18 protein-coding genes, 2 pseudogenes and 3 riboswitches are annotated in these 23,718 nt (G+C 36.8%); of the genes and pseudogenes, 3 read left to right on the top strand and 17 right to left on the bottom strand.

What is annotated here, in order from left to right; all coding sequences use genetic code 11:
• Positions 1-155 precede the first annotated feature (155 nt).
• The 15 genes and pseudogenes from lpdA to GMB29_RS06020 all read right to left on the bottom strand — a co-directional run bounded on the left by lpdA (position 156) and on the right by GMB29_RS06020 (position 17,050).
• A complete protein-coding gene (gene lpdA / locus GMB29_RS06090) occupies positions 156-1,556 on the bottom strand; it encodes a dihydrolipoyl dehydrogenase (protein ID WP_136355316.1) in 1,401 nt (466 codons plus the stop codon).
• 750 nt (positions 1,557-2,306) lie between these two features.
• A pseudogene (locus GMB29_RS06085) lies at positions 2,307-2,434 on the bottom strand (pyridoxal 5'-phosphate synthase lyase subunit PdxS); the annotation flags it as partial.
• Between the two features lie 60 nt (positions 2,435-2,494).
• On the bottom strand, positions 2,495-2,794 hold the full coding sequence (locus GMB29_RS06080; protein WP_136355314.1) for a HesB/IscA family protein: 300 nt from the start codon (positions 2,792-2,794) through the stop codon (positions 2,495-2,497).
• A gap of 39 nt (positions 2,795-2,833) precedes the next feature.
• Positions 2,834-3,712 carry a lipoyl synthase gene (gene lipA, locus GMB29_RS06075; RefSeq protein WP_136355312.1) on the bottom strand — a complete coding sequence of 293 codons (879 nt, stop codon included), beginning with the start codon at positions 3,710-3,712 and terminating at the stop codon, positions 2,834-2,836.
• 341 nt (positions 3,713-4,053) lie between these two features.
• Complete coding sequence (gene gcvPB / locus GMB29_RS06070) at positions 4,054-5,544, bottom strand: aminomethyl-transferring glycine dehydrogenase subunit GcvPB (RefSeq protein ID WP_136355310.1); 1,491 nt, start codon at positions 5,542-5,544, stop codon at positions 4,054-4,056.
• Positions 5,537-6,889: an aminomethyl-transferring glycine dehydrogenase subunit GcvPA gene (gene gcvPA, locus GMB29_RS06065; protein WP_136355308.1), complete on the bottom strand. Its 1,353-nt coding sequence runs from the start codon at positions 6,887-6,889 to the stop codon at positions 5,537-5,539. The genes gcvPB and gcvPA overlap by 8 nt, the downstream gene beginning before the upstream one ends.
• Position 6,890: 1 nt before the next feature.
• Complete coding sequence (gcvH, locus tag GMB29_RS06060; protein WP_136355306.1) at positions 6,891-7,286, bottom strand: glycine cleavage system protein GcvH; 396 nt, start codon at positions 7,284-7,286, stop codon at positions 6,891-6,893.
• A 147-nt stretch (positions 7,287-7,433) separates the two neighbouring features.
• Positions 7,434-8,549, bottom strand: a complete 1,116-nt coding sequence (gene gcvT / locus GMB29_RS06055; protein ID WP_136355304.1) for a glycine cleavage system aminomethyltransferase GcvT — start codon at positions 8,547-8,549, stop codon at positions 7,434-7,436.
• Between the two features lie 14 nt (positions 8,550-8,563).
• Positions 8,564-9,448: an L-serine ammonia-lyase, iron-sulfur-dependent, subunit alpha gene (gene sdaAA / locus GMB29_RS06050; protein WP_168733882.1), complete on the bottom strand. Its 885-nt coding sequence runs from the start codon at positions 9,446-9,448 to the stop codon at positions 8,564-8,566.
• A 29-nt stretch (positions 9,449-9,477) separates the two neighbouring features.
• A complete protein-coding gene (locus GMB29_RS06045; protein WP_136355302.1) occupies positions 9,478-9,957 on the bottom strand; it encodes a serine dehydratase beta chain in 480 nt (159 codons plus the stop codon).
• 15 nt (positions 9,958-9,972) lie between these two features.
• Positions 9,973-11,223, bottom strand: coding sequence for a serine hydroxymethyltransferase (gene glyA / locus GMB29_RS06040; RefSeq protein WP_136355300.1), 1,251 nt, complete (start codon positions 11,221-11,223; stop codon positions 9,973-9,975).
• A 198-nt stretch (positions 11,224-11,421) separates the two neighbouring features.
• A riboswitch (glycine riboswitch) is annotated at positions 11,422-11,523 on the bottom strand.
• A gap of 101 nt (positions 11,524-11,624) precedes the next feature.
• Positions 11,625-11,927 (bottom strand): annotated as a pseudogene (locus GMB29_RS27255) (amino acid permease C-terminal domain-containing protein); the annotation flags it as partial.
• On the bottom strand, positions 11,921-13,309 hold the full coding sequence (locus GMB29_RS06030) for an amino acid permease (protein ID WP_136355298.1): 1,389 nt from the start codon (positions 13,307-13,309) through the stop codon (positions 11,921-11,923). The gene GMB29_RS06030 and the pseudogene GMB29_RS27255, both read right to left, overlap by 7 nt.
• Positions 13,310-13,749: 440 nt before the next feature.
• Positions 13,750-13,808: riboswitch (glycine riboswitch) on the bottom strand.
• Positions 13,809-13,810: 2 nt separating this feature from the next.
• A riboswitch (glycine riboswitch) is annotated at positions 13,811-13,913 on the bottom strand.
• Positions 13,914-14,366: 453 nt separating this feature from the next.
• Positions 14,367-15,554, bottom strand: coding sequence for an amidohydrolase (locus GMB29_RS06025; protein ID WP_136355296.1), 1,188 nt, complete (start codon positions 15,552-15,554; stop codon positions 14,367-14,369).
• A 359-nt stretch (positions 15,555-15,913) separates the two neighbouring features.
• Complete coding sequence (locus GMB29_RS06020; RefSeq protein WP_136355294.1) at positions 15,914-17,050, bottom strand: MFS transporter; 1,137 nt, start codon at positions 17,048-17,050, stop codon at positions 15,914-15,916.
• 529 nt (positions 17,051-17,579) lie between these two features.
• Here GMB29_RS06020 and GMB29_RS06015 point away from each other — a divergent pair.
• Entirely contained in the window at positions 17,580-18,719 is a 1,140-nt protein-coding gene (locus tag GMB29_RS06015) for a CapA family protein (protein WP_136355292.1), read from the top strand.
• 651 nt (positions 18,720-19,370) lie between these two features.
• Entirely contained in the window at positions 19,371-19,835 is a 465-nt protein-coding gene (locus GMB29_RS06010; protein WP_136355290.1) for a hypothetical protein, read from the top strand.
• 734 nt (positions 19,836-20,569) lie between these two features.
• Here GMB29_RS06010 and GMB29_RS06005 read toward each other — a convergent pair.
• A complete protein-coding gene (locus GMB29_RS06005; protein ID WP_136355288.1) occupies positions 20,570-21,262 on the bottom strand; it encodes an aspartate/glutamate racemase family protein in 693 nt (230 codons plus the stop codon).
• Positions 21,263-21,688: 426 nt separating this feature from the next.
• Between GMB29_RS06005 and GMB29_RS06000 the strand changes: the two genes are divergently transcribed.
• On the top strand, positions 21,689-22,081 hold the full coding sequence (locus tag GMB29_RS06000) for a hypothetical protein (protein WP_136355286.1): 393 nt from the start codon (positions 21,689-21,691) through the stop codon (positions 22,079-22,081).
• Positions 22,082-22,452: 371 nt separating this feature from the next.
• Here GMB29_RS06000 and GMB29_RS05990 read toward each other — a convergent pair whose 3' ends face one another.
• Positions 22,453-23,655 (bottom strand): IS110 family RNA-guided transposase, encoded by a 1,203-nt coding sequence (locus tag GMB29_RS05990; RefSeq protein WP_136359322.1) that lies wholly within the window; start codon positions 23,653-23,655, stop codon positions 22,453-22,455.
• Positions 23,656-23,718: the final 63 nt, after the last annotated feature.

The raw sequence follows: 23,718 nt of genomic DNA, 5'->3' as shown, positions 1-23,718 counted from the left end.
ACCCTTCCCCCATTCTTTAAATTTGATCTTAAAATGTTTAAAAAGAGAAGTGCCTTCAAAATAACAGAATAGAATGTATCAACACAATTTATTTAAAACGTTCATCATAAGTCGCGTTTTCATTAGAACAATACTATTGCACGATTTCCTTAGCTCTAAGCATGAATCTCCTTACCATCTACTGCTAATGCTGCTTCACCAATCGCTTCAGCTAATGTTGGATGGGGATGAATCGTATGGGCAATATCCATGGCTGTTGCATTCAATACTCGAGCAATACCTGCTTCTGTAATCATATCAGTTACGTGCGGCCCAACCATATGCGCTCCTAATAGCTTATTAGACTCTTCTTCAACAACAAGTTTGACAAAACCATCTGATTCACCAAAAACAAGAGCCTTTCCTATTGCACGGAAGGAGAATTTCCCTGTCTTTACTCGATAGCCTTTCTCCTTTGCCTCATCCTCGGTTAATCCTACACTCGCTACTTCCGGTCTGCTGTATACACATTTTGAAACAAGAGTCGAATCAAGTGGTGAAGGATTTTCGCCTGTCATATGTTCAATTGCGATGATTCCTTCATGTGAGGCAACATGAGCAAGCTGCAATCCGCCAATTACATCACCGATTGCATAAATGTTTAGTTCATTTGTTTGGTAGTACTCATTTGTTTGAATAAAACCGCGCTCCATTTCAATCGTAGTATTTCCAATTCCAATTCCTTCCACATTTGGCAATCGCCCGACGGATACTAATAATTTATCTGCAGTAAATAGCGTTTCTTTCCCTTTATGCTCCGCCTTAATTGAAACACCCTCACCTTTTTCTAACGTTTCTGGAAGCACCTTTGCCCCTGTTACGATTTTGACGCCTTTTTTCTTCATTAAACGCTGTAGTTCCTTTGAAACATCTTTATCTTCTGTCGGTAATATGTGATCTGCATATTCAATCACGGTTACTTCTAATCCGAAGTCAACGAGCATCGATGCCCATTCGATTCCAATAACACCGCCGCCAACAATGATAATAGAATTTGGCAGCTCTTCCATTTGCAATGCTTCATCAGATGTCATCACATATTGTCCATCCGCTTCTAGACCGGGGAGTGTTCTTGGACGAGATCCTGTTGCGATTAAAATATTTCGAGAGTTTAGAATGATTTCCCGTTCTTCGTTGTTCATTTCTACTAAAACATCTCTTGACTCTAAAATACTTCCTTTCCCCTCATAAACATCAATTTTGCCTTTTTTCATTAAATGTTGAACACCTTTAAATAATCGAGTCGTAATTTCTTCTTTCCGTTTCTGTACTTTTAAGAAATCCAGTCCAACTTCAGGGGCAATGACACCAAACTCTTCTGCATTTTTTGTAGTAGTATATACTTCAGCACTTCTTAATAATGCTTTGCTAGGAATACAACCGGCATGAAGGCATGTTCCACCGAGCTTCCCCTTTTCAACTACTGCAGCTTTTAAACCTAATTGAGATGCACGAATAGCAGCAACATATCCGCCTGTACCGCCACCAATGATGACAACATCATATTCTTTTATCATCTTATACCTCTCCTTTTGTGTTTAATTTGAAATGCTTAAAATACAAAAAGTACAGAAAAAGATATACAAAACTTGTGATGGACTCCTCCGTCCTTTTGTTTGAAAGATAACTATTAGTTGGGTATCTTTCTTTTGGAAAGGCTTTGTTAAAGTTGAATGTTGATATATTTTAAGTGGTGCTCACAGGCTCAATATATTAGTAAATCCTGATAACGAAAGGTTCCTGTTGGTGAAGATCGAATGATATCTATCATTTTTTGCAACATGATAATTTCTCCATTTAATTAATGATTGATTTTTATAACATCTGAATCAAATATGCCTTTATTCCTTTTCAATTCGTACATATTCTGTCTATAGTCATCTATATTCTTACTTAAATCTAGTGCCTTTTTCAAAATCATAAACCTTCTTCCTTTCTACCATTTATCAAATTTTGTTCATCTAGAAATCCTAAGTATCCTCCATAAAATGAATACAAGTTTTTATATCCATTTTTCTGCTACTCTGACAACCAGAAATCAACACTATTCTTTGATGACAACTTTTAGAAAAGAAGGTTCCCATTTCCATTAATACCGATAGTAAAACTAGGATAAGTAAATTGAGTATCTCAAATTCCCTTGAACTCTCCCAGTCTATTTGTACCCTACCAACCACGTTCCTGCATTCGTTATGAGTGGCTCAATGTTAAAATTTCAATACCTATCATTGCAGTACAAAGTCCTGTTGAAAAATTCGCAATTACCCTACTCCGCCTGCTGCACGGATGTCTGCCGGTACATGCTCAAGAGTCACTACAGCTACTGCTACTGCTTCTTAGCCATTTTTGCCTGCTCAACGCTCACGACATTCATAATGAAGCCGCCTTTTTGCATTTATGCTATACCTCTTTTTACTCGTTCTGTACCTAATTGTTGCAAATAAACTTCCTCCTGTTAGTCAATTGCGCATGCACTTGAGATAAAGCTCTCTCCAACTAGAAAGCCGTGTTCATCAGTATAATCAATTTGCGTTTCTTCATTTAAATAGCGCTTTGTAAAACGGTCGATACGAAATTGAATACCTCCATATTCAATAACTGTGTCATTTCGTCGCTGCTCATCAAAAACAAGAATAAATTTGACAGACAGTCCGCATCCGCCAGCTACATCGGCATCGATTCGAGGAGATTGTTCTTCCTTCAACCCCATTGCTTTCATCTTGTTCAATGCCGCCTCTGTTAATGAGATAACCATCAAATCCTCTCCTTCTCGCCAATGTCTTATATATCATGATTACACATTCACTTTTGCTGCCAGGACCTGTTCATCCGCATGATAGGAAGAACGAACGAGTGGACCTGCTTCACAATGACTAAACCCTTTTGACATGGCAATTTCCTTCAATTCATTGAATTCCTGTGGGCTCCAATATTTTTTGACTCTCAAATGACGTTTGGTTGGCTGCAAATATTGACCAATTGTCATAATGTCAACTTCGTTAGCCCGAAGATCATCCATCGTTTCCATGATTTCTTCTTTTGTTTCTCCTAGACCAATCATAATGCTTGATTTCGTTGGAATATTGGCATTCATTTGTTTTGCTCGTTTTAAAAACTCAAGAGAACGTTCATATGTTGCACGTGCACGAACTCTCGGGGATAACCGTTTTACGGTTTCAATGTTGTGATTTAAAATATCTGGCTTTGCATCCATTAATGTTTTTAAGTTGTCATATTCTCCATTCATATCGGATGGAAGAACTTCAATGCTGCAAAACGGATTGCGGCGCCTCACTGCCCGTACCGTCTCAGCAAAAACTCGAGCTCCGCCGTCTTTTAGATCATCACGGGCAACAGCCGTAATCACGACATGCTTTAAGCCCATCTGCTCCACTGATTCTGCCACACGTTCTGGCTCTTCCCAATCAAGTTCAGTAGGAAGCCCTGTTTGAACCGCACAGAATCGGCAGGCACGTGTGCATACACTTCCTAAAATCATAAAGGTTGCTGTTTTGCGTACAGCCCAGCATTCATGAATATTAGGGCATTTTGCTTCTTCACAGACCGTATGAAGCTTTTTTTCCCGCATCATTTTTTTTAGGCCTGTATACTCTTCATTGGTATTTAATTTAATTTTGAGCCACTCTGGTTTACGAACATAATCAATGGTCATATCATTCACTCCTATAACGGGAACATAACATAGACTTAAATAAGCCATATTTACGATACTTATATTCTTCAGTATTTATTTAGTTTTTATTTGAAACTACCAAGAATGAACGAGTGAGAAAATTCTTTACTCTTTTCCTTTATTCCTGGTAGTGTATTTTCAACTTTACAATTAGTTTCTCCCTGCTCAAGGCTTAAGAAGGCGAGAAGATTAACAGGTGGAATAACCTGGCTCAATCTAACTAAATCTACTAAGCTCTCGAGATCACTCATTTTCACTCTGGATAACGTGAGCTCCACAACTAATCATTAGTAGGGGGATGCTCCCCCACAACGATGATTTTATGCTTTTACGGTTTCTTTTTCTTGCTCTACCGCTTCCTCTTTTATATAACGCAAGATAGGTTGTCTTGCTGCTTGAACTTCATCTAATCGGCCAATGATCGTAGTATGCGGTGCCTCTAATACGATATCTGGATTTTCTTCCACTTCTTTAGCGATTTGAATCATCACTTCTGCAAAGGCATCCATGGTTTCTTTTGACTCTGTTTCGGTCGGCTCAATCATCAAACACTCCTCTACATTTAACGGGAAGTAGATTGTCGGTGGATGGTAGCCGAAATCAAGCAGACGTTTTGCCATATCGAGTGTTCTAACGCCAAGTTTTTTCTGTCTGGACCCAGATAAAACAAATTCATGCTTACAAACTTGTGAATACGGTGCATCAAAATACGGCTCAAGCTTTTTACGAAGGTAATTCGCATGAAGCACTGCACTTTCTGACACTTGACGTAGTCCTTCTGGTCCCATCGTACGAATATAAGTGTACGCACGAACCAAAATACCGAAGTTTCCATAATATCCTTTTACACGACCCATTGAAAGTGGGTGATTAGAGTTTAATACATATTTGTCACCGTCTTTTTCAACGCGAGGTATTGGTAGATATGGAATAAGTTTTTCATTTACACCTACTGGACCAGCTCCAGGGCCACCGCCTCCATGAGGCCCAGTAAAAGTCTTATGAAGATTTAAATGCACGATGTCAAAACCCATTTTTCCCGGTGTTGTTTTCCCTAAAATCGCATTTGAATTTGCACCATCATAGTAAAGTAATCCGCCTGCTTCATGGATAACATTTGCAATTTCCACAATTTCTTTTTCAAATAATCCTAGTGTATTAGGATTTGTTAGCATCAATGCGGCAGTATCCTGGTCAACATGCTTCTTTAATTCTTCTAAGTCGACTAGACCCTTCTCATTAGATGGAATTGTGACCGTTTTAAACCCGGCAACGGTGGCACTGGCAGGGTTTGTACCGTGGGCTGAGTCCGGAACAAGTACCTTTGTTCTTTTTTCTCCTTTTTGCTCAAGGTAGGCTTTAACCATCATTAATCCGGTCCATTCTCCTTGAGCCCCTGCAGATGGCTGTAAAGTTACTGCATCCATACCTGTGATTACCGCTAACTCTTCTTGTAAATGATATAAAAGCTCTAATGCTCCTTGAACCGTTTCTTCCGACTGATAGGGATGAATACGACTAAAGCCCTCTAAACGAGCTACATTTTCGTTAATTTTCGGATTATATTTCATCGTACAAGAGCCAAGTGGATAAAATCCATTATCAATACCATGGTTTTTATTAGAAAGCGCTGTATAATGGCGTACAAGCTGAAGCTCTGATACTTCCGGAAGCTCTGCTGCTTCATCACGGATCAAGTGCTTTGGAAGTTTATCTTCTAAATTGACTGTGTCAACATCACTTTCCGGTAGGCTTGAACCAACACGGCCTGGACGGCTGATTTCAAAAATTACATCATTATATTCAACCATTTACAACGTCCTCCAATACTTTTACAAATTGGTCAATCTCTTCTTTTGTTCGTTGTTCTGTTACGGCAATAAGCATTTGGTTGTCAAAGCCATAATCAATTCCTAAGTCATACCCACCAATTATTCCAGCTTCAAGAGCTTTTTCATTAACTTCTTTAACTGGACGAGGAAGCTCCACAACAAATTCATTAAAGAATGGAGATTGATTCTTAATAGTAAATCCTTTTTCTTGTAGACGCTTTGCCATGTAATCAGCCTTCTCAAAGTTCAGCTGCGCCATATGACGAACTCCTTGCTTTCCAAGTGCCGTCATACAAATAGAAGAAGCAAGAGCATTTAATGCCTGATTGGAACAAATATTGGATGTCGCTTTATCACGGCGAATATGTTGTTCACGTGCTTGCAATGTTAACACAAATCCACGTTTTCCTTGTTCATCTGTTGTTTGTCCTACAATTCGTCCTGGTATTTTACGCATGAATTTTTTACTCACTGCGAAATATCCACAGTGTGGTCCACCAAAGGACATCGGTATTCCAAGTGGTTGCATATCACCTATCACAATATCTGCTCCAAGTTTACCTGGTGCTTGTAACAGTGCAAGTGCAAGTGGATTTGCACTTACAATCAACAGTGCTCCGTGTGCATCTGCAATCTTTTTAATTTCTGCTAGATCTTCAATAGAACCGAAGAAATTCGGGTATTGAACAATTACTGCTGAAGTATCCTTGCCAATTTGTTCCTGTAACTTCACTAAATCTGTAACATCAGTAGCAAGATCTACTTCTTCAACAGTGTATCCTTGACCTAATGAAACCGGATTTATTATCGCACGGGATTCAGGATGAACTGCCTTTGATATAAGCACTTTTGATCGTTTTGTTGACGCAACTGCAAGTGACGCAGCTTCAGCAAGTGAAGTAAAGCCATCGTACATGGAAGAATTGGCAACATCCATTCCTGTCAATTCACTTACCATTGTTTGAAATTCAAAAATAGCTTGTAACTCACCTTGGCTAATTTCTGGTTGATACGGTGTATAAGCTGTGTAAAATTCAGATCTTGAAATCATATGATCTACTACACTTGGAATGTAGTGATCATATGTGCCTGCACCTAGAAACATTGGGTAATTATTTGCATTTTTATTTTGTGAAGAAAGCTGCTGCATTTTTTTCATTAGTAACGGCTCAGGAACCGCTGCTGGAATGTTTAATTCGCCTTCTAGTCGAATTTCAGCTGGAATGTCTTCAAACAACTCATCTATTGAGGAGACATTTAAAAGGTCAAGCATTTCCTTTTGATCTTGTTCCGTGTCTGGAAGGTATCTATATGTTGCTGTCATATTATTCCTCTCCCTCATTAATGAATGCCTCGTACTCTTCTTCTTTTAAAAGAGATTCTAAATCTTCTAGATTGGAAACTTCTACTTCAACTAACCAACCTGCATCATATGGATGTTCGTTAATTGTCTCAGGAGCATCCTCTAAATTCTCATTGACAGTAACAACCGTACCTGATACAGGTGAGAACAATTCAGAAACTGCTTTAACTGACTCGATTGTTCCCATTGATTCATTAGCTGTTACATCATCATCAACAGATGGGTTTTCAACAAAAACGATATCTCCTAACGCCTTTTGTGCATAATCAGTGATTCCAATTCGCACACGATTTCCATCTAATTTTAATACCCACTCATGTTCCTTGCTATATAGTAAGTTTGCTGTCGCATTTGTCATTGATTTTTCATCCCTTCACATAAATAGTTTTTACTATGATTTATTCGAATTTTAATAAAATGAATTTCACCTGAAATATGCATATAGAATGCACGATGACTAGGAATTACTAATTTCTGAAAAAATTACATTATGTCTCTTTTCATTTTATTTACCTTTTTTATAGAATGGTGTTTTGACAACAACTGCGTCAATTTGCTTATTACGGATTTCCACTTTTAATTGCATATCTACTTTAGCGTGTTCTGCTGAAATTAATGCTAGACCGATGCTTTTCTTTAAAGATGGTGATTGTGTTCCTGATGTTACGACACCAATTTCTTTTCCATCTTCAGAAAATACTTTGTAACCGTGACGAGCGATTCCTCTTCCTGTTACTTCAATACCAACTATTTTTCGTTTTAGTCCTTTTTCTTTTTGTTCTGTAAGTGCTGCTTTAGCGATAAAATCACTTTCTTTGTTCGTTTTTACAGCAAAACCAATTCCTGCTTCAAGTGGGCTGATTTCACTTGAGAGCTCTTGACCATACAGCGCAAGACGTCCTTCAAGACGAAGAGTGTCACGTGCACCAAGTCCACATGGCTTTAAGCCATCTTCGGTACCTACTTCTAGAAGCTTATTCCAAAGTGCTTCCACTTTTTCATTAGCTAAATAAAGCTCAAAACCGTCTTCTGCTGTGTAGCCTGTACGAGATACGAGAACGCCATCGATTCCACCAATATTTACATTTTGAGCAAAGGTGAAAAAGCCTATTTCTGATAAATTAACATCTGTTAAATTTTGCAAAATACTTTCTGCCTTTGGTCCTTGGATAGCAAGTTGTGCAGTGTCACTTGAAATATTTTTAAGTGTCACTTCTCCTTTTAAATTCTGCTTCATCCACTCGAAATCTTTCTCAATGTTTGAAGCATTAATAACGAGTAAATATTTTTCGTTTTCCAATTTATATACTAATAAATCATCTACTGTACCTCCGTCCGGATAACACATCGCTGTATATTGTGCTTGATTAATGCTAATCTTTGCTACATCGTTTGTTACAAGGTAGTTAATATAGCTTTCTGCATCTTTCCCTTCAACGAGCACTTCGCCCATATGAGAGACATCAAAGAGTCCTGCTTCCTTTCGGACAGCATCATGCTCTTCTAAAATGCTGGAAAACTGTACCGGAAGTTCCCAACCTCCAAAATCAATGACTTTTGCTCCATATTTTTTATATACTTCAAAAAGCGGTGTTCGCTTTAAAACTGTTCTTGTACTCATTGATACACCTCCGATTAAGATCTCTTACAAAATAACTGTTCTTTTACCTTTTTACCTGTTTCAGTCATCGCCAGACCGCCAAGCGCTGTTTCTCTAAGTGTTCTAGGCATTTCTTTTCCGATTTTGTACATGGCCTCAATCACTTCATCACATGGAATGCGGCTTTCCACGCCAGCTAGAGATAAATCAGCAGATGAAAAAGCAATGGAAGTACCAATGACATTGCGCTTAATACAAGGTACTTCAACTAGTCCTGCAACAGGATCACAAACTAAACCTAAAAGTGATTTCAAAGCAAGTGCTGTTGCATTCACCGCTTGTTTTGGGGTTCCGCCTTTTAATTCAACAATCGTTCCTGCTGCCATGGCTGTTGCCGAACCGACCTCCGCCTGGCATCCTCCTGCGGCTCCTGAAATAAAGGAACGGTTCGCAATGACATAACCAAGTGCACTTGCTGTGAACAATCCCATGACTAAATCTTTATAGGAAGTGCCATCATTTTTGTGTAGAGAGAACAATACTCCGGGTAAAATGCCGGCTGCTCCAGCTGTTGGAGTAGCCACAATGACCCCCATTCGCGCATTGCTTTCAGAGGTGGCCAGTGAAAAAGTCATCGCATCGCTTATATAGTTTCCTGATAGGGCTCTACCTTGATTTACATAATCGCTCATTTTAACGGCATCACCGCCGGAAATGCCACTTGGAGCAGCTGAGGCATCTTTTGTACCGCCTTCAACTGCCTCCTTCATTTTGATTAGTCGTTCTGCCATCATACTAATGATCGTTTCTTTATCTTTTCGCGATTTTTCTATTTCCATCATCAGCATGATTTCACCAATTGTTTTTTGTTCTCTTTCACAAGCTTCGATCAGTTCTTTCATAGACTGAATTTCCACCATATTGTCTCCACCAGTACCTTTCCTCTTGGTTAATACTGACTAGCAAGGACTGCAAAGTTATCACCAGCGCTTAAGCGAATATCTACCATCTCTTCGTCAATCATAAAGATTTTAGATAAGCCACCGCCAAGTGATGCACCACCTACTTTTACTACACATTCCCCGCGTTTTGCCGTAACAACCGTTGTATTCGGATGTTCAAAGTACGGACAACTGTCTTCAAGTTGAAATTCATAGAATAGTCCATATTGTGAGGTCAGCTCGATCGAATGTTTAATCCGTGCATCATCTGTTTCCATTCCAAGCAATCCGCCAAGAAGGGCTTTATCTGTTCCATGACCTTGATGTGTTTCGGTAAAAGAATCGTAGAAAATAATCGTTGCTTCTTCTGGACATCCGCCTACCAATTCATGAATGAACTTCCCAATCGAAACAACACCAGCTGTATGAGAACTGGATGGTCCTACCATGATAGGACCGATAATGTCAAAACAACTTTGAAATTCCATCATGATACTCCTTTCTTACACGGTGATTGGTTGTTGAAATAATGGATACATTTCACAAATCTCTTTTGTTGTTTCTTTTGCTTGTTCAAGAACGTATGTCTCCCCTTTGCTCTTTAAAACAGCTGCGATGACTTTCGCGATCTGCACCATTTCTTCTTTTTTCATTCCACGTGTTGTTAACGCCGCTGTTCCCATGCGGATTCCACTTGTAACAAACGGACTTTGAGGATCATATGGAATTGTATTTTTGTTGACGGTAATACCGGCTTCTTCAAGCAGCTTCTCTGCTTCTTTTCCTGTTAAGTCCCATGAGCGAACATCTAGCAGTACAATATGGTTGTCTGTGCCGCCAGATACCAGGGTTGCGCCGTTTTTCTTTAATTCTTCACCAAGTATGCCTGCATTTTCGATAATTTGTTTGGCATAGACCTTGAAACCTGGCTGTAGTGCTTCTTGGAAGGCAACTGCCTTCGCCGCAATAATGTGCATAAGAGGCCCGCCTTGAATTCCCGGGAATACAGCTTTATTAATGGCTTTTATCATTCTTTCATCATTTGTTAAAACGATACCACCGCGCGGTCCTCTCAATGTTTTATGAGTAGTGCTTGTCACCACATCTGCATATGGGATTGGTGATGGATGGAGACCGGCTGCAACAAGTCCTGCAATGTGAGCCATGTCTACCATGAATTTGGCTCCAACTTGATCTGCAATTTCCTTAAAGCGTGCAAAATCTATCGTTCTTGGATAGGCACTTGCCCCTGCAATAATCAATTTTGGTTTTTCTTTCTTCGCGATTGCTTCCAGCTCATCATAGTCAATCAAGTGAGTATCTTCTCTCACTCCATAAGACACAATCTCAAACCATTTTCCTGAAATGCTGACAGGGCTTCCATGAGTTAAGTGGCCACCATGAGAAAGGTTCATTCCCATCACTTTATCACCTGGTTGAAGCAGCGCGTAAAAAACAGCGAGATTTGCTTGTGCACCTGAGTGAGGTTGAACATTGGCATATTTCGCACCAAACAGCTTGGTGAGGCGCTCTATAGCTGTTTGTTCTGCCACATCGACAAATTCGCAACCGCCATAGTAACGCTTTCCTGGATAACCTTCTGCATATTTATTAGTCATCACGGTTCCCATCGCTTCTAATACGTCCTGGCTTACAAAGTTTTCTGATGCAATCAACTCCAGTGTTTGATGTTGGCGATGCTTCTCCTTCTCGATGGCTTCAAAAATTATTGGATCATTTTTTTGTAAACTCATTTCTACTCCTCCTTGAAATTTTGTCCAGACTTCCTTCGGCTGTATCAAACAATGTTTTGAAAATTTTAGAATAGCTGAAAACACTAAAATCTCTTTCTCGCTACAAATCTTCTTTTCCAAGAAAACTGCAGCGAGACAAGACGCTCTACTCCCTTTTTTGCACGCAAAAAAGGACAGAAAAGGGTAGCATAGCGTTCTCTACCCTTCTCTGTCCTTTTACCTGAGAGTTTAACTCCATTATTCATAGAGTCTTCCCCTTTGGTGGCGTACTCTATATACGCGCTCTCCAGAGGTGCGTCCCGTTGTGGTTCCATCTACCTGAGAGATTTGTTCCAAGGGTCTTTTTGGAACTTGCTCCTTCGGTGGCTTGTTTCTTGCTCTCTCCCACAACCGTCATCCGCTCATATTGAATTTTCATTATATTTAGAATAATTGTTGGAAATAGGAATGTCAATCTTTTTGTAAGCGTTAACAACATTTTTTATTTTGTAAGTGAAATAAATAACTAGCCCGATGATTAACCATGTTATAAAGCTATTCTAAGTACTTGCGGGCAATTGAAGAACTAAATAGCCACAAAATAGGTTCGCTAATATTGGCAGCAGCGGAACAAACAGTACTTTAAATTTCCTTTCCAAATCTGGCTGAGTTTAGCCAATTGATACATCGATAAAAGCGAAAAGAGTACCGATACCTCTTAATTTTCCGCTACCTGTTCTTGATTCGCCTGATCTGCATGAGTTGCATTCATTTTCCGCATCTTATAAATCGCGATCAGCAAAATAAACCAAACAGGAGTTACAAACAAGGCAATACGAGTATCTTCCGCAAGTGCTAGCACGACAAGAACGAACGCTAGGAAAGCAAGGATCAAGTAATTGGCAAATGGATAAAACGGCAATTTAAATTTGTTCAGTTTCGCTAGATCTGGTCTTGTTTTGCGGTATTTCAAATGACTGATGACTGTAATTCCCCAAATAAAGATGAAACATACTGTAGAAATACTTGTAATCAGTGTGAATACTCCCTCTGGCATTATATAGTTCAACACAACGGAAATAAGAATGACGACAGTTGAAAAGAACAATGCATTGGAAGGTACTTTACGGGCATCAAGTTTTGCAAATGGTACAGGTGCATTTTTATCTTTGGCAAGTGAGTATACCATTCGGCTTGTACTGAAGATGGCGCTGTTACATGCCGAAGCAGCGGATGTTAGGACAACAAAATTGACGATACCAGCAGCTGCAGCGATACCAACTGCTACGAATACTTGAACGAAAGGGCTTTCCGTTGGGACGATGGCGTTCCACGGATAAACACTCATAATGACAATAAGTGCCCCAATATAGAAAATGATAATTCGAATAGGGATATTATTTATTGCTTTTGGAATAACTCTCTCTGGATCTTCTGTTTCACCTGCAGTAAGACCTACAAGTTCAATGCCAACAAACGCAAACACTACCATTTGGAATGAAAGGATAAAGCCATTTATGCCATTTGGGAACATACCATCGTGGCTCCATAGATTCGTGAAACTGGCTGCGCCTGAATTTGTGGAAAAGCCTTTAATAATCATGAAAATACCAATGACAATTAGGGCTAGTATCGCAATGACTTTGATTAATGCGAACCAGAATTCCATTTCGCCAAAAAGTTTTACAGTTGCTAGGTTCATAATTAGCAAAATAACAAGGGCAATTAACCCCGGCATCCACTGTGGTACAGAGGGAAACCAATACTGGGTATAGAGTCCAACTGCTGTTAAGTCAGCCATTGCGATTGAAATCCAGCAAAACCAGTAGGTCCAGCCGGTCACAAAAGCTGCCATATTACCTAAATAGTCTCTTACAAAGTCAACAAAAGAATGATAGTTCAAATTGCTTAAGAGTAATTCTCCAAGTGCGCGCATGATTAAAAAACAAATGACACCTGTAATCATGTAAGCAATTAAAATCGATGGTCCTGCTAAATGTATAGATTTTCCTGCTCCGAGAAATAATCCCGTTCCGATAGCCCCGCCAATAGCGATTAGTTGTACGTGCCTGTTCTTAAGACCTCTTTCCAATTTTTGCTCCTGCATACGATTTTCCTCTCTCTACTTTTCTAGGATATTTGCAATTATAATTTTAAATTAATATCCCAATAAAAGTTTAGTATTATGAGTTAATCTGACCAAAAAAGCGCTTACAAATTTGGATAAAATAAATACTCAGGCAGGATCTGCATGCAGCAGTCATCCCTGTCTATACAAAGATTCCTGTTTCAATAATGACTCCAATCACTAACATGGTTAAATCCAAGGCTCCTAACTTTTTTCACAGGGCAGTTTCTTTAACTTTTGATTGTGTAATGTAGCTAAAAATAGCCTTTTAACGAAATAAGGTCATCAATCACTATAATCAAAACAGAATGAAGATTGATAGCTGCATTGATAGTCTTGTGCTTATCCTCCTCCTTTTGCTTATACCTATCTTTCTCTAACAAAAAAAGGACAGAGAAAAATAGGCATTTTCCTATTTTTCTCTGTCCTTTTACCTGAGAGTTTAACTCCTTTGGTGGCACATGGCTCTCTCCAGAGATGCGTCCTATTGTAGTCCTTTTTACCTGAGAGTTTGATTCCAAATTTATTAGAACTTGCTCCTTCGGTGCTAAACAATGCGTTTAGTCTCTCCCACAATATTCATCCGCTAATATACAATTAAATATATCCTATTCTATTAAAAGCAAAAAGTCAACTTAATATTCAGAATTCATTATTAATTTCAATTTTTAAAAATGCTTTGGAGGAAAGTTGTTTTTAGGTATCTATCTACTACAGATAAACTTTACAGTTATTAACCCTAACATAGATAGTAGAAAAGCCAATAAACAAATCTATATTCAAACCAGGTTGAGAAAATAAAATCCTCAACCTGGTTTATTCTAGTTCTATTAGTATAGATTTTATTATCTATTCATAGATAGTTTATTTATGGAGCAGTCTGCACCACTTTCGCACCGTACATATAAGTCTTCCATCACACCCCACTGTCAGGATCACCATTCTTAGTAGCTTGACTCGGTAATTGTATTGCTAATCTAATACACTGTTAAGATATGATCATCTATAAACCATAACGTACAAATTATTCTTTTTTCTAATCTAATTCATAATACCCGCAAACAACATATCCCACTGCTTTTGCTGCCACGAGCAGGGCATCTTCATCGATATCAAATTTAGGATGATGATTAAAATAAGGTTTTTCTACTCTTTTAGGTGTACATGCAATGTAAAAGAAGCAAGAAGGGAATTTTTCAGCATAGTAAGCAAAGTCTTCAGATGGCGGCATTGCTGGAAATTCCTTCACTTCTTTAATATCTTTATCATTTGCATTCATAAGGAACTCAGCAACCCTTTCTGTTAATGCAGGATCATTATATAAAGGTGGATAATCATTCGTATATGTTAGCTCACATGTTACACCAAATTCTACTTCAAGACCTTTTACAAGTCGTTTAACTTCTTTTTCAATTGTTTCTTTTGTTTCAACAGTCATATAACGGATATCGCCTTCAAGCTCTACACTGTCTTTAATGACATTGAATGTCCCTTTTCCATCAAAAGATCCAATCGTAATCACGCCAATATCAAAAGGACTTAAACGACGGCTAATAATCGTTTGAGCGGCGGTGACAAAATGAGAACCAGCCACAATGGCATCATTCGCTAGATGTGGTGAGGATCCATGACCGCCTCTGCCTTGAATTTTTAATTTTAAATAAGCCCTTCCGTTAAAAGAATAACCAGCGTGATAACCAACAACTCCCGCTTCATCCATTGGCAGCAGGTGGATACCAAATACATTATCTAAGTCGTCTAGCAAGCCGGATTCCACGATACTCCTTGCCCCGCCTGGTGGCACTTCTTCCGCATGTTGATGAATAATTTTGATAGTACCAGGAATTTCATCTTTTAATGTAATTAAGCAATCCGCCAAGATTAATAAATAGGCTGTATGGCCATCATGGGCACATGCATGCATAACACCTTCATTTTTGGATTTAAATGGTACATCCGTTTCTTCGACAATTGGAAGCGCATCAAAATCAGCGCGCAGACCAATGGTTTTTCCGGACTTTCCACCTTTGATTGTCACGACAACTCCGTATCCATTTCCTACATTCGATTGGACTTCTACATTCTTACCTTTATAAAAATCAATAATATATTGAGCAGTTTTTTCTTCTTTGAAAGAAAGTTCGGGATTTTCGTGTAAATGTCTGCGAATTTTAATAATCTCATCTTTACGGGACTCCAACATTTCCATTAATATACTTTTCATAGCTCGTCATCCTTTGAATATTTTTCTAAAATGCATTACATGTGGCGCAAAACATTTCAAACTGCTATTTATTCAACAACAGGGCTTCCAGCTGATTTATTTTTAGAAGTATTAGATATTTTTCCGGCATTTTTTATTCCATGAAGATAATGGATAATTGCACTTTGTCCTGTTCTGTGACTTTTCCATTTCTTGAATAAAGGTATGTAACTTTTTAAATCATACGTAATCATCATGTTTAGCTTGTAACGCTTCTATAGATCCTTCTGAGGGTTGTTTTTTAGGTCCTTTTTCCATGAATGGACGAGGAAAATCCTACGCCTCGAGAGTATTCTGGTCCCTTCAGATAATCTAATCCCCTATCTGCTTTTAAATGAAATGACGATAGTAAATAAAGATAAAATAATCAATATTCCTCCAACAAATGGATTGTGTTCAATTGATAGCTCTTCAACGACCATACCACCAATAATAGAACCAACCGCTACACCTAAATGAAGGGCGGAATTATTTAAACTCTGCTGAATATCAGAGGTTTTAGGAGATGTTTCGATTAAATAAGTTTGCATGGCCGGTGAAATCGCCCAGCTTAAAATCCCCCATATAATTAGCGTAAGAAATAGCATCGGAAATATTTCTGTCGTAAAAGGTAAAATAAAAAATACAAAAGAAAACAGAATGAGTGCCAATAAAATAGATCGTTTTGACCCAAACAAATCAGCCAAAACACCTCCAATACCTCCTCCACTCACTGCAGCCACCCCAAAAATTAAATACACTATACTCACCCATCCCCCATCCAGATCAGTAGTCGTCTGGATGTATGGACTAAAATATGCATATATAACGGTATGACCAGACATATAAAGAAACGTAGTCATTATAGCAAATGTAATTTTAGGGCTTTTTAATGAAGCTAATTGAACTTTTAACGGAACTTGTGTTTTTGGTTGTATGCTGTCCATAAAGAAATGAACACCAATGATTGATAAAGCTGTTAAACCAGTTATCAATATAAATGGTGCTCTCCATCCAAAAGCATTACCAAGTAAAAGGCCAATCGGTACTCCTAAAACAAGTGAAGCACTGACCCCCATTGATACAAATCCAATTGCTCTGCCCCGGTATTTTTCCTCTACTAAACTTGGAGCCATAACTAAACATAAAATGATTAATAATGCCCCACTCAGAGCTAAAATGATTCGTGCAATAAATAAAATGGTAAAGTTCGGGCTCAATACTGTAATGATACATCCTATTAAAAATATGTATAAACAGATTAATGTTAACTTTTTTCGTTCTACCTTGGCTGTTATTACTAATAAAATTGGAGAGGCGATTGCCATTATTAAAGCAAATACAGTAATCAGCAATCCTACTTGCGCCAAACTTACCTGTAAATCTTCTGCTATTAGATCTAGAATCCCGCTGATAATCAGTTCAACCATTCCAATAACAAATGATATGACCATTAAAAAATACACTCTTTTATCCATGTTGTCTTCCTTCCACATCTTTGTCTCCATTTAATACTAGCTTTCATATTTAAAAAATACAATTTTTGTATTATGACAAATCTTATAAATGCCCATTATTTTTCCTCATTCATTTTTGTCTGATTTATCAACATATTTAAATGTTAATTAATAGTCCATTAAATGAAGATCTTCCTTACTTAAGAAATGCGTCCGTTACTTGAATAAGGAGGAAAAACCATTCATCTTGAGCCATTTTCACTACTTTACCTCCTACATAAATATAGAATTTGGTTATCTTCAACTGCTTTTAAAAACAATTAAAGTGGTCTTGCAATTTCATATCCTTGTTCTACTCGAATATTAATTTCACTTTTTTTGAAATATTGGTATTTTAACCATCCATTAGCACTACCAGTAGCCACGTTTCGGGAATACAATTATAATCTGCACGGTTAAATATGATTCTTTCATGAAAGAATAACATTACATATTTAAAGCTGATCTGCAGAACTAAAAACAATGATTTTTAAGAAAAGGAAGAATACTGATGAAAAAGTTTTTATTTTTATTTACATCATTAACTATTTTTTTAAGTTTTTTTGTCCTAAATAATACGGAAGAACCTCATTATGATGATTTTCAAGTTAAGGACACTTCAGAATCAGAAAATAACGTGATCCTTTCAAAAGAAAATAATAAAACTTACACAGCTTCGTTGTCTGCAATTGGTGACGTTCTTATACATGACCGGGTATACAATCCAGCACATATCGGAAACGGAAAGTATAACTTTGTATCTCATCTAAAACAAGTTAAACCATACTTAGAAAAGGCAGATATTACTGTTGCGAATCAAGAATCGATGATAGGTGGTACTAAAATTGGCCTTTCGTCATATCCTTCTTTTAACAGTCCTCATGAAGTGGGTGATGCGTTAAAGCATAGTGGGGTCGATATAGTAACACTAGCAAACAATCATACATTAGATCGTGGAGAAGATGCAATACAAAGTGCAATTACTTACTGGAATAAGATCGGTATGCATTATACTGGTTCTTATGTTTCTTTAGAAGATCAAAGGAAAATCAGAATAATAGAAAAGAATGGTATTATTTTCTCCTTTTTAGCTTATACCTATGGTACGAATGGTATAAAAATCCCAAATGATAAACAGTATTTAGTTAACCTGATAGATGAAAATAAGATAAAAAAAGACATTTCAAGTGCAAAAGGAATATCTGACGTTGTTGTCGTCAGTCTTCACTTTGGAAAAGAATATCAAAGGTTACCAAATGAGGAACAGATCCAATTGGCTAGGCAATTAGCACTAGCTGGTGCTGATATTATCATCGGTCATCATCCTCACGTTCTTCAACCAATGGAATGGATTAAAAGAGAAGACGGAAGACGTTCGATTGTTGCATACTCTCTAGGAAATTTTTTTTCTGGTCAAACTGGAGACTATAAAGATATCGGCGGCATTATGCAAATAAAAGTTGATAAAATAGTTAAAAATGATGAAACAATCATTACGCTAAAAGAACCTTTATTTATACCTACATTTGTGGATAGTAATTATTATGTTACCCCTCTCGCTATGATAAATGGTAATGAATCATTATATAATGAAATTAAAAACCATATGAAAAAATGGATGCCTGAATTAAAGTTTTCAACCCAATTTTAAGGACCGTTACTTAAAAATCAAAAAGGATCTACGCTTTATTTTATATCAACTACCTTCTTTGTTTGAAGATTGAATTTCATCCCCCCCTATGTTTTCTAAGGGATTTCTGCTCTTTTATACACATATCTTTCTTTGCAGATTCGAACATTCGATCTGCAAAGTTTTGAATATAGGCTTCTGTTAACTATTTAAGAAAAATATACCCAATAAGTCACGGTTAAGATTTTCTAACACATACCACTTATAGGTCCAATATTCATATTCTCTAACGTATATTGCACACGCTTTAGAAAATCTTCCGAACCTTTTTTATTACTAGAATGAATAATTGTCGTTGGCCATAGGTCGAGCTGCGCTCCGCCCTGGCAAACTTCAGTTCAGCAAGAATAACAACTCAACTATATTTAGCTTTATCAATTCTGGGGTACTTCTCTGAAATCCTACGCCGGTAACTATCAGGTAGCTTAAGTTAAATAAGCAACTGAAAGGATCTTCTCAGTTGAAGGTACTTTTCACATTGCCCATAAATAGTTTAGATTTCATGTTGTTTTTGTGGGAATATTTAGGTTAACGTCTATTCCTAGGACATTAGTGGAACATAGAATAAATTTGTGTTCACCTTAAAAATCCAAGGACTTAGGAGAGCGATGTATGGAAATAAAAAATCAAAGACAATACCGAGAAGATTTGTTGAAGTGGTGTAATCATTTTTATTTTCACTGGGAAAGTAGAAAACCAAGTTTTTCAAAACTTTTTGATTTAAAAAGCCTAGAAGAATGGGAAGAGTCATTCCGTGGATTAAAAGAAAGACTACAGACAGATTTAAAAGTTAATTACGATGACTATCAAACAGCTAAAAGCTTATATGAACAGTGGGAACTGCTATATGAAGAATCTCAGGGTTATCAGAAAGAAGAATCTGATGTGAGAAATATTGCTGAATTACCATCTGATTCTGATCGGGAAACAGCAATGTTTAGTCAGGAGGTAAACAATACAGTAGAAGAATTAGATAAAGAATGGGTTGAACTCATTCAAATGGTTATTAATTTAGAAATACCGATACAAGAAATCAGAAAATTTGTTTCAGATTATAAAAGGGCAGTAAATTCATAATAATCGTTTTAAATTTTATGATCGAATACAAAAAAGGAAAGTCTACACCCAATTTCTCACACCGACGAAGATTAAGTAATATTGGTTGTAGACCTAGTTTCCCTAAAAAATGTTACTTAAATGATATAGAAAAGAAATTCACAAATAAAAAGTGAATGAATGTTTCCTTTTATTGTACATGTATTTAGTAAGTCCTTCTATATAGCATCAGGCAACGTACTGGCTCCTGTTACTTCGAAATACTTTGCCAGTTAGATTTTATATGAATAGTGAGTTTATGATTTAGATTCTTGAAAGAATAGTCGCTAATGTTTTGACATCATTGAGTATTTCTGTGAAAAATACTCAATGATGCTTATAATCAGAAAAAACGTGCCCAAAAGTTATAATTTTGGGCACCCTCTTTTAACTTTTACTCTTTTTTAACCTGATATTTTTTTATTTTATCGATATAGTTGATTACTCGAACCATGTGTTGGATTTTGGTACTGAATTACATATTGTTGAATTTGCTCCTGATTTTCAGGAAAGAAGAGTTTTATGCACCTCTAATTCAATATAATGACCCGATTGAGGAACAACAATAAAATATTCCTTTTCTGCCTATTTCACATAATCCGATGTAATAAATGGAGCTTTGTTTATACCCATTTTTTAAGGATATAGAACGTCACTTAATTAGGAACTAAAAACGTGTTTTATTTTGGTGATTTGCGAAAGAGCTGCAGAAATCACTATATCTTTAAGGACATATTTACTGCTTCAATAGCATGTATATAAGTTGTGTCAAACAGAGGAACATCGGAATCCTCGGATTTTATTAATAATCCAATTTCTGTACAGCCTAATATAATTCCTTCAGCTCCAGTTTCGATTAAATTTTGGATAACCTTTTTATAATAATCCCTTGATTTTTGTTGAACCTTACCTAAACATAACTCTTCATAAATAATCTTGTTTACAATCTCTCTTTCATTAGGATTTGGAACGATAACCTTTATACCATTATATTCTAAACGTGATTTGTAAAAATCTTGCTCCATAGTATACCTTGTGCCAAGTAATCCTACGGAACTAATTCCTTGCTCATTGATTTTATTAGCTGTTGCATCAGCAATATGTATAATAGGGATGTTAATTTTTTCCTGTATATCATTTATAACCTTGTGCATGGTATTGGTACAAATAACGATAAAATCTGCGCCCCCTTTTTCTAGAGAATGTGCAACGTCACCCAATGTTTCACCAGCTTTTTTCCAATCGCCCTCTGACTGAAAACGCTCAATTTCTTCAAAGTCAACGCTGTATAAAAGGCATCTTCCAGAATGTAACCCTCCTAACCTTCTTTTCACTTCTTCGTTAATAATCCGATAATACTCAACAGATGATTCCCAACTCATTCCACCAATAAGGCCAATAACCTTCATGTTAAATCCCCCTAACCATAGCCATTTTTGTAATTCTTATTTAACATCAAATACAAACCTTCTTATTTAAAAACTTCCCTATAAAACAAAATACATCTTTTAACAAACTTCCATTTACAAAAAGTTAATTCCTTCTAATATTCAGAAAATGGCCCAATAGTTAAATAAGAATGTCTAAAAGGAAAAGCCCATATTATATTACAATTATTCTAAATAAATAAGTCCTTAATCAATCTATTTAAGACTTACGAGCATATCTATTTAAAAATCAACAAATAATAGTAGTTAAATTTAAGGATATATAGGTATCGATTAAAACTTAGGAGGAATATTATGGAGAAAATTATACAAAACTTAGATTTGTCAGCAAAAGGTATATGGTTTCCAATTACATAAGGTACTATCGCTTTTATTTATATGATTTTCATGCCGAAACGATTAAGTTGGAGAGAGATTTGTCTTATCTTTGGTACGATTGGCTATGTAGCAATAATAATAGATGTGTTCATTATGTTAAATTACTTAGATGTATTTGATTTAGGTCGTGACCCCAAGCAAGAAGGAATTGGTGATTTGATATGTTATGGTTTCATCCCTTCCTGTTATGCTGTAATATTTCTTAACTATTTTAAACAGGAAAAGAAATGGATATATGTTACCCTTTTTACTCTCTTGTCCTTCTTGTCTGAATGGATGCTTGTTCAAGTAGGATATATGAAATTAAAAGGATGGCATACTTGGTTTTCTATCCCTGTATTCATTATTGTTTTTGGTTTTTGGTTACCTTGGCAATTAAAGTTAATTCGAAAACCGGCATAAATAAAGGTTTTTAAACAAAATATTGAAACGGTATATCGCATTCACATTTAATACATCTCTTTATAATCATTTGTCATTTTATTTTCTATAATACCTATATTTGTATTGTTTCTTCTCTGCTTTTCAACTGGCCCTAAAAATGAAAAACGAACGCTTATCCATGTTCCAGGATCGCGCCCTTTAATGGAATAACTGTTATATAGCCTCATTCATAAAATCACTTAATCCTTCATCAACTAAACCAGCTAATAGGATGTCAACATTTTTCAATAAAAATCCTATAAACAAAATGATATACTAAAAATATTCATGCCAAATAACCTTCCTCATTTATATTGGAAGGTTTTTCATGTTTTGCCTAATTGTTTTTGTTAAGCTAAATCCAGGAAAGCTTCTTTACGTTTTAGTAAGGCATAAATCCAATGAATAAGCTTATTTACACATGCAATCATTGCGACTTTAAAAGGTTTTCCTTCTTCTCGCTTTCGATCATAGAACTCTTTTAGCTTCTTATTACGAGAGGATCTGATCCCACAGAGAACAGCCATATATAAGGCATGTCGCAGTCTGCTTGAGCCTCTCTTGGTGATTCGATTAATCGTCGCTGTAAATTTCCCCGATGAATGTACACTTGGATCGATTCCAGAGAAGGCAACCAATTTTTTAGGGTGATTAAACCGTTCGATTTCTCCAATTTCAGAAATAATCGTTGCCGCGATTTTTTCTCCGATACCGGGAATCGACTGGATAATCTTATATTCTTCTATTTCTCCTGCCAGGGCATCTATTTGATCATCTAACTTTGCTAGATGCTCTTGGTATTGGAGAAGCAGTTGAATATACATTTCAAGGCTTATCAAATGACTTTGATAGACTATGCTCTTAAATGGGTTACGCTGAGCTGCTTCATAAAGCTTCTTTGCCCTTTCTTGTGCCCAACGTTCCGAACGACTCATACATAAACTCGCTATTTTATCGGTTACCTTGTTTTCTCCAGCCTGTACCACAGATTCTGACGTACTAAATTCCAGGAGTATGTTTAGAGAAACTTTTGAATACAAATCTCCAAATACCCCTTTATATTCAGGAAACACTTGATCTAAAATCGCATGAAACTGTAACTTAGCTTGAACATACAAACCCGTAAGGGTTTCATGTTGTCTAGTAAGATGACGAAGGTTTAAACGTTGGATACCCCTTTTTTTATAGGGTTCAAGCTCTTCTTTGTAATACAGTTCACACAAGCGAAAAGCATCTATTTCATCTGTTTTCACATTTCGCAAACTCGATTTTTTTGCCTGATAAGACAGTAAAGGATTGATCATAATGTATAAATAATTCTGTTCCTCTAAAAACTGAATGACAGGAGTGTGATAATGTCCCGTCGATTCTAATATTACACTTGGTTTTATACCAGTCTCATTTTCTACCACTTTCAAATAATGAAGTAAGGCATCTAGTCCCTCAGTCGTGTGTGATACACTAAAACTTTTTCCAAACGGCTTTCCTTTATCTAAAAATGCTTGAACCTGGCTTTCCCCTTTTGAAACATCCAGACCGATTACTGGATTCATTCTTTATCTCTTCCTCTCCATTTGTTTTGCCAGTAGCCCCTATTCCTCTTGCAGTATCATAGC

The organism is Metabacillus sediminilitoris, assembly GCF_009720625.1.
Lineage (GTDB): Bacteria > Bacillota > Bacilli > Bacillales > Bacillaceae > Metabacillus > Metabacillus sediminilitoris.
Note: the sequence above shows the minus strand (reverse complement) of the source record. Positions and strands in the feature narration are given on the sequence as shown.

Bases quoted from the DNA above. Each gene is read 5' to 3' on its own strand.
- gcvPA (WP_136355308.1), bottom strand. From the start codon at position 6,889: ATGACAGCAACATATAGATACCTTCCAGACACGGAACAAGATCAAAAG.
- GMB29_RS06045 (WP_136355302.1), bottom strand. From the start codon at position 9,957: ATGGAATTTCAAAGTTGTTTTGACATTATCGGTCCTATCATGGTAGGA.
- gcvT (WP_136355304.1), bottom strand. From the start codon at position 8,549: ATGAGTACAAGAACAGTTTTAAAGCGAACACCGCTTTTTGAAGTATAT.
- GMB29_RS06025 (WP_136355296.1), bottom strand. From the start codon at position 15,554: ATGAAAAGTATATTAATGGAAATGTTGGAGTCCCGTAAAGATGAGATT.
- GMB29_RS05990 (WP_136359322.1), bottom strand. From the start codon at position 23,655: ATGAATCCAGTAATCGGTCTGGATGTTTCAAAAGGGGAAAGCCAGGTT.
- GMB29_RS06030 (WP_136355298.1), bottom strand. From the start codon at position 13,309: ATGCAGGAGCAAAAATTGGAAAGAGGTCTTAAGAACAGGCACGTACAA.
- GMB29_RS06010 (WP_136355290.1), top strand. From the start codon at position 19,371: ATGGAAATAAAAAATCAAAGACAATACCGAGAAGATTTGTTGAAGTGG.
- GMB29_RS06020 (WP_136355294.1), bottom strand. From the start codon at position 17,050: ATGGATAAAAGAGTGTATTTTTTAATGGTCATATCATTTGTTATTGGA.
- GMB29_RS06000 (WP_136355286.1), top strand. From the start codon at position 21,689: ATGCCGAAACGATTAAGTTGGAGAGAGATTTGTCTTATCTTTGGTACG.
- glyA (WP_136355300.1), bottom strand. From the start codon at position 11,223: ATGAGTTTACAAAAAAATGATCCAATAATTTTTGAAGCCATCGAGAAG.
- GMB29_RS06005 (WP_136355288.1), bottom strand. From the start codon at position 21,262: ATGAAGGTTATTGGCCTTATTGGTGGAATGAGTTGGGAATCATCTGTT.
- gcvH (WP_136355306.1), bottom strand. From the start codon at position 7,286: ATGACAAATGCGACAGCAAACTTACTATATAGCAAGGAACATGAGTGG.
- lpdA (WP_136355316.1), bottom strand. From the start codon at position 1,556: ATGATAAAAGAATATGATGTTGTCATCATTGGTGGCGGTACAGGCGGA.
- sdaAA (WP_168733882.1), bottom strand. From the start codon at position 9,448: ATGGTGGAAATTCAGTCTATGAAAGAACTGATCGAAGCTTGTGAAAGA.
- lipA (WP_136355312.1), bottom strand. From the start codon at position 3,712: ATGACCATTGATTATGTTCGTAAACCAGAGTGGCTCAAAATTAAATTA.
- GMB29_RS06080 (WP_136355314.1), bottom strand. From the start codon at position 2,794: ATGGTTATCTCATTAACAGAGGCGGCATTGAACAAGATGAAAGCAATG.
- GMB29_RS06015 (WP_136355292.1), top strand. From the start codon at position 17,580: ATGAAAAAGTTTTTATTTTTATTTACATCATTAACTATTTTTTTAAGT.
- gcvPB (WP_136355310.1), bottom strand. From the start codon at position 5,544: ATGGTTGAATATAATGATGTAATTTTTGAAATCAGCCGTCCAGGCCGT.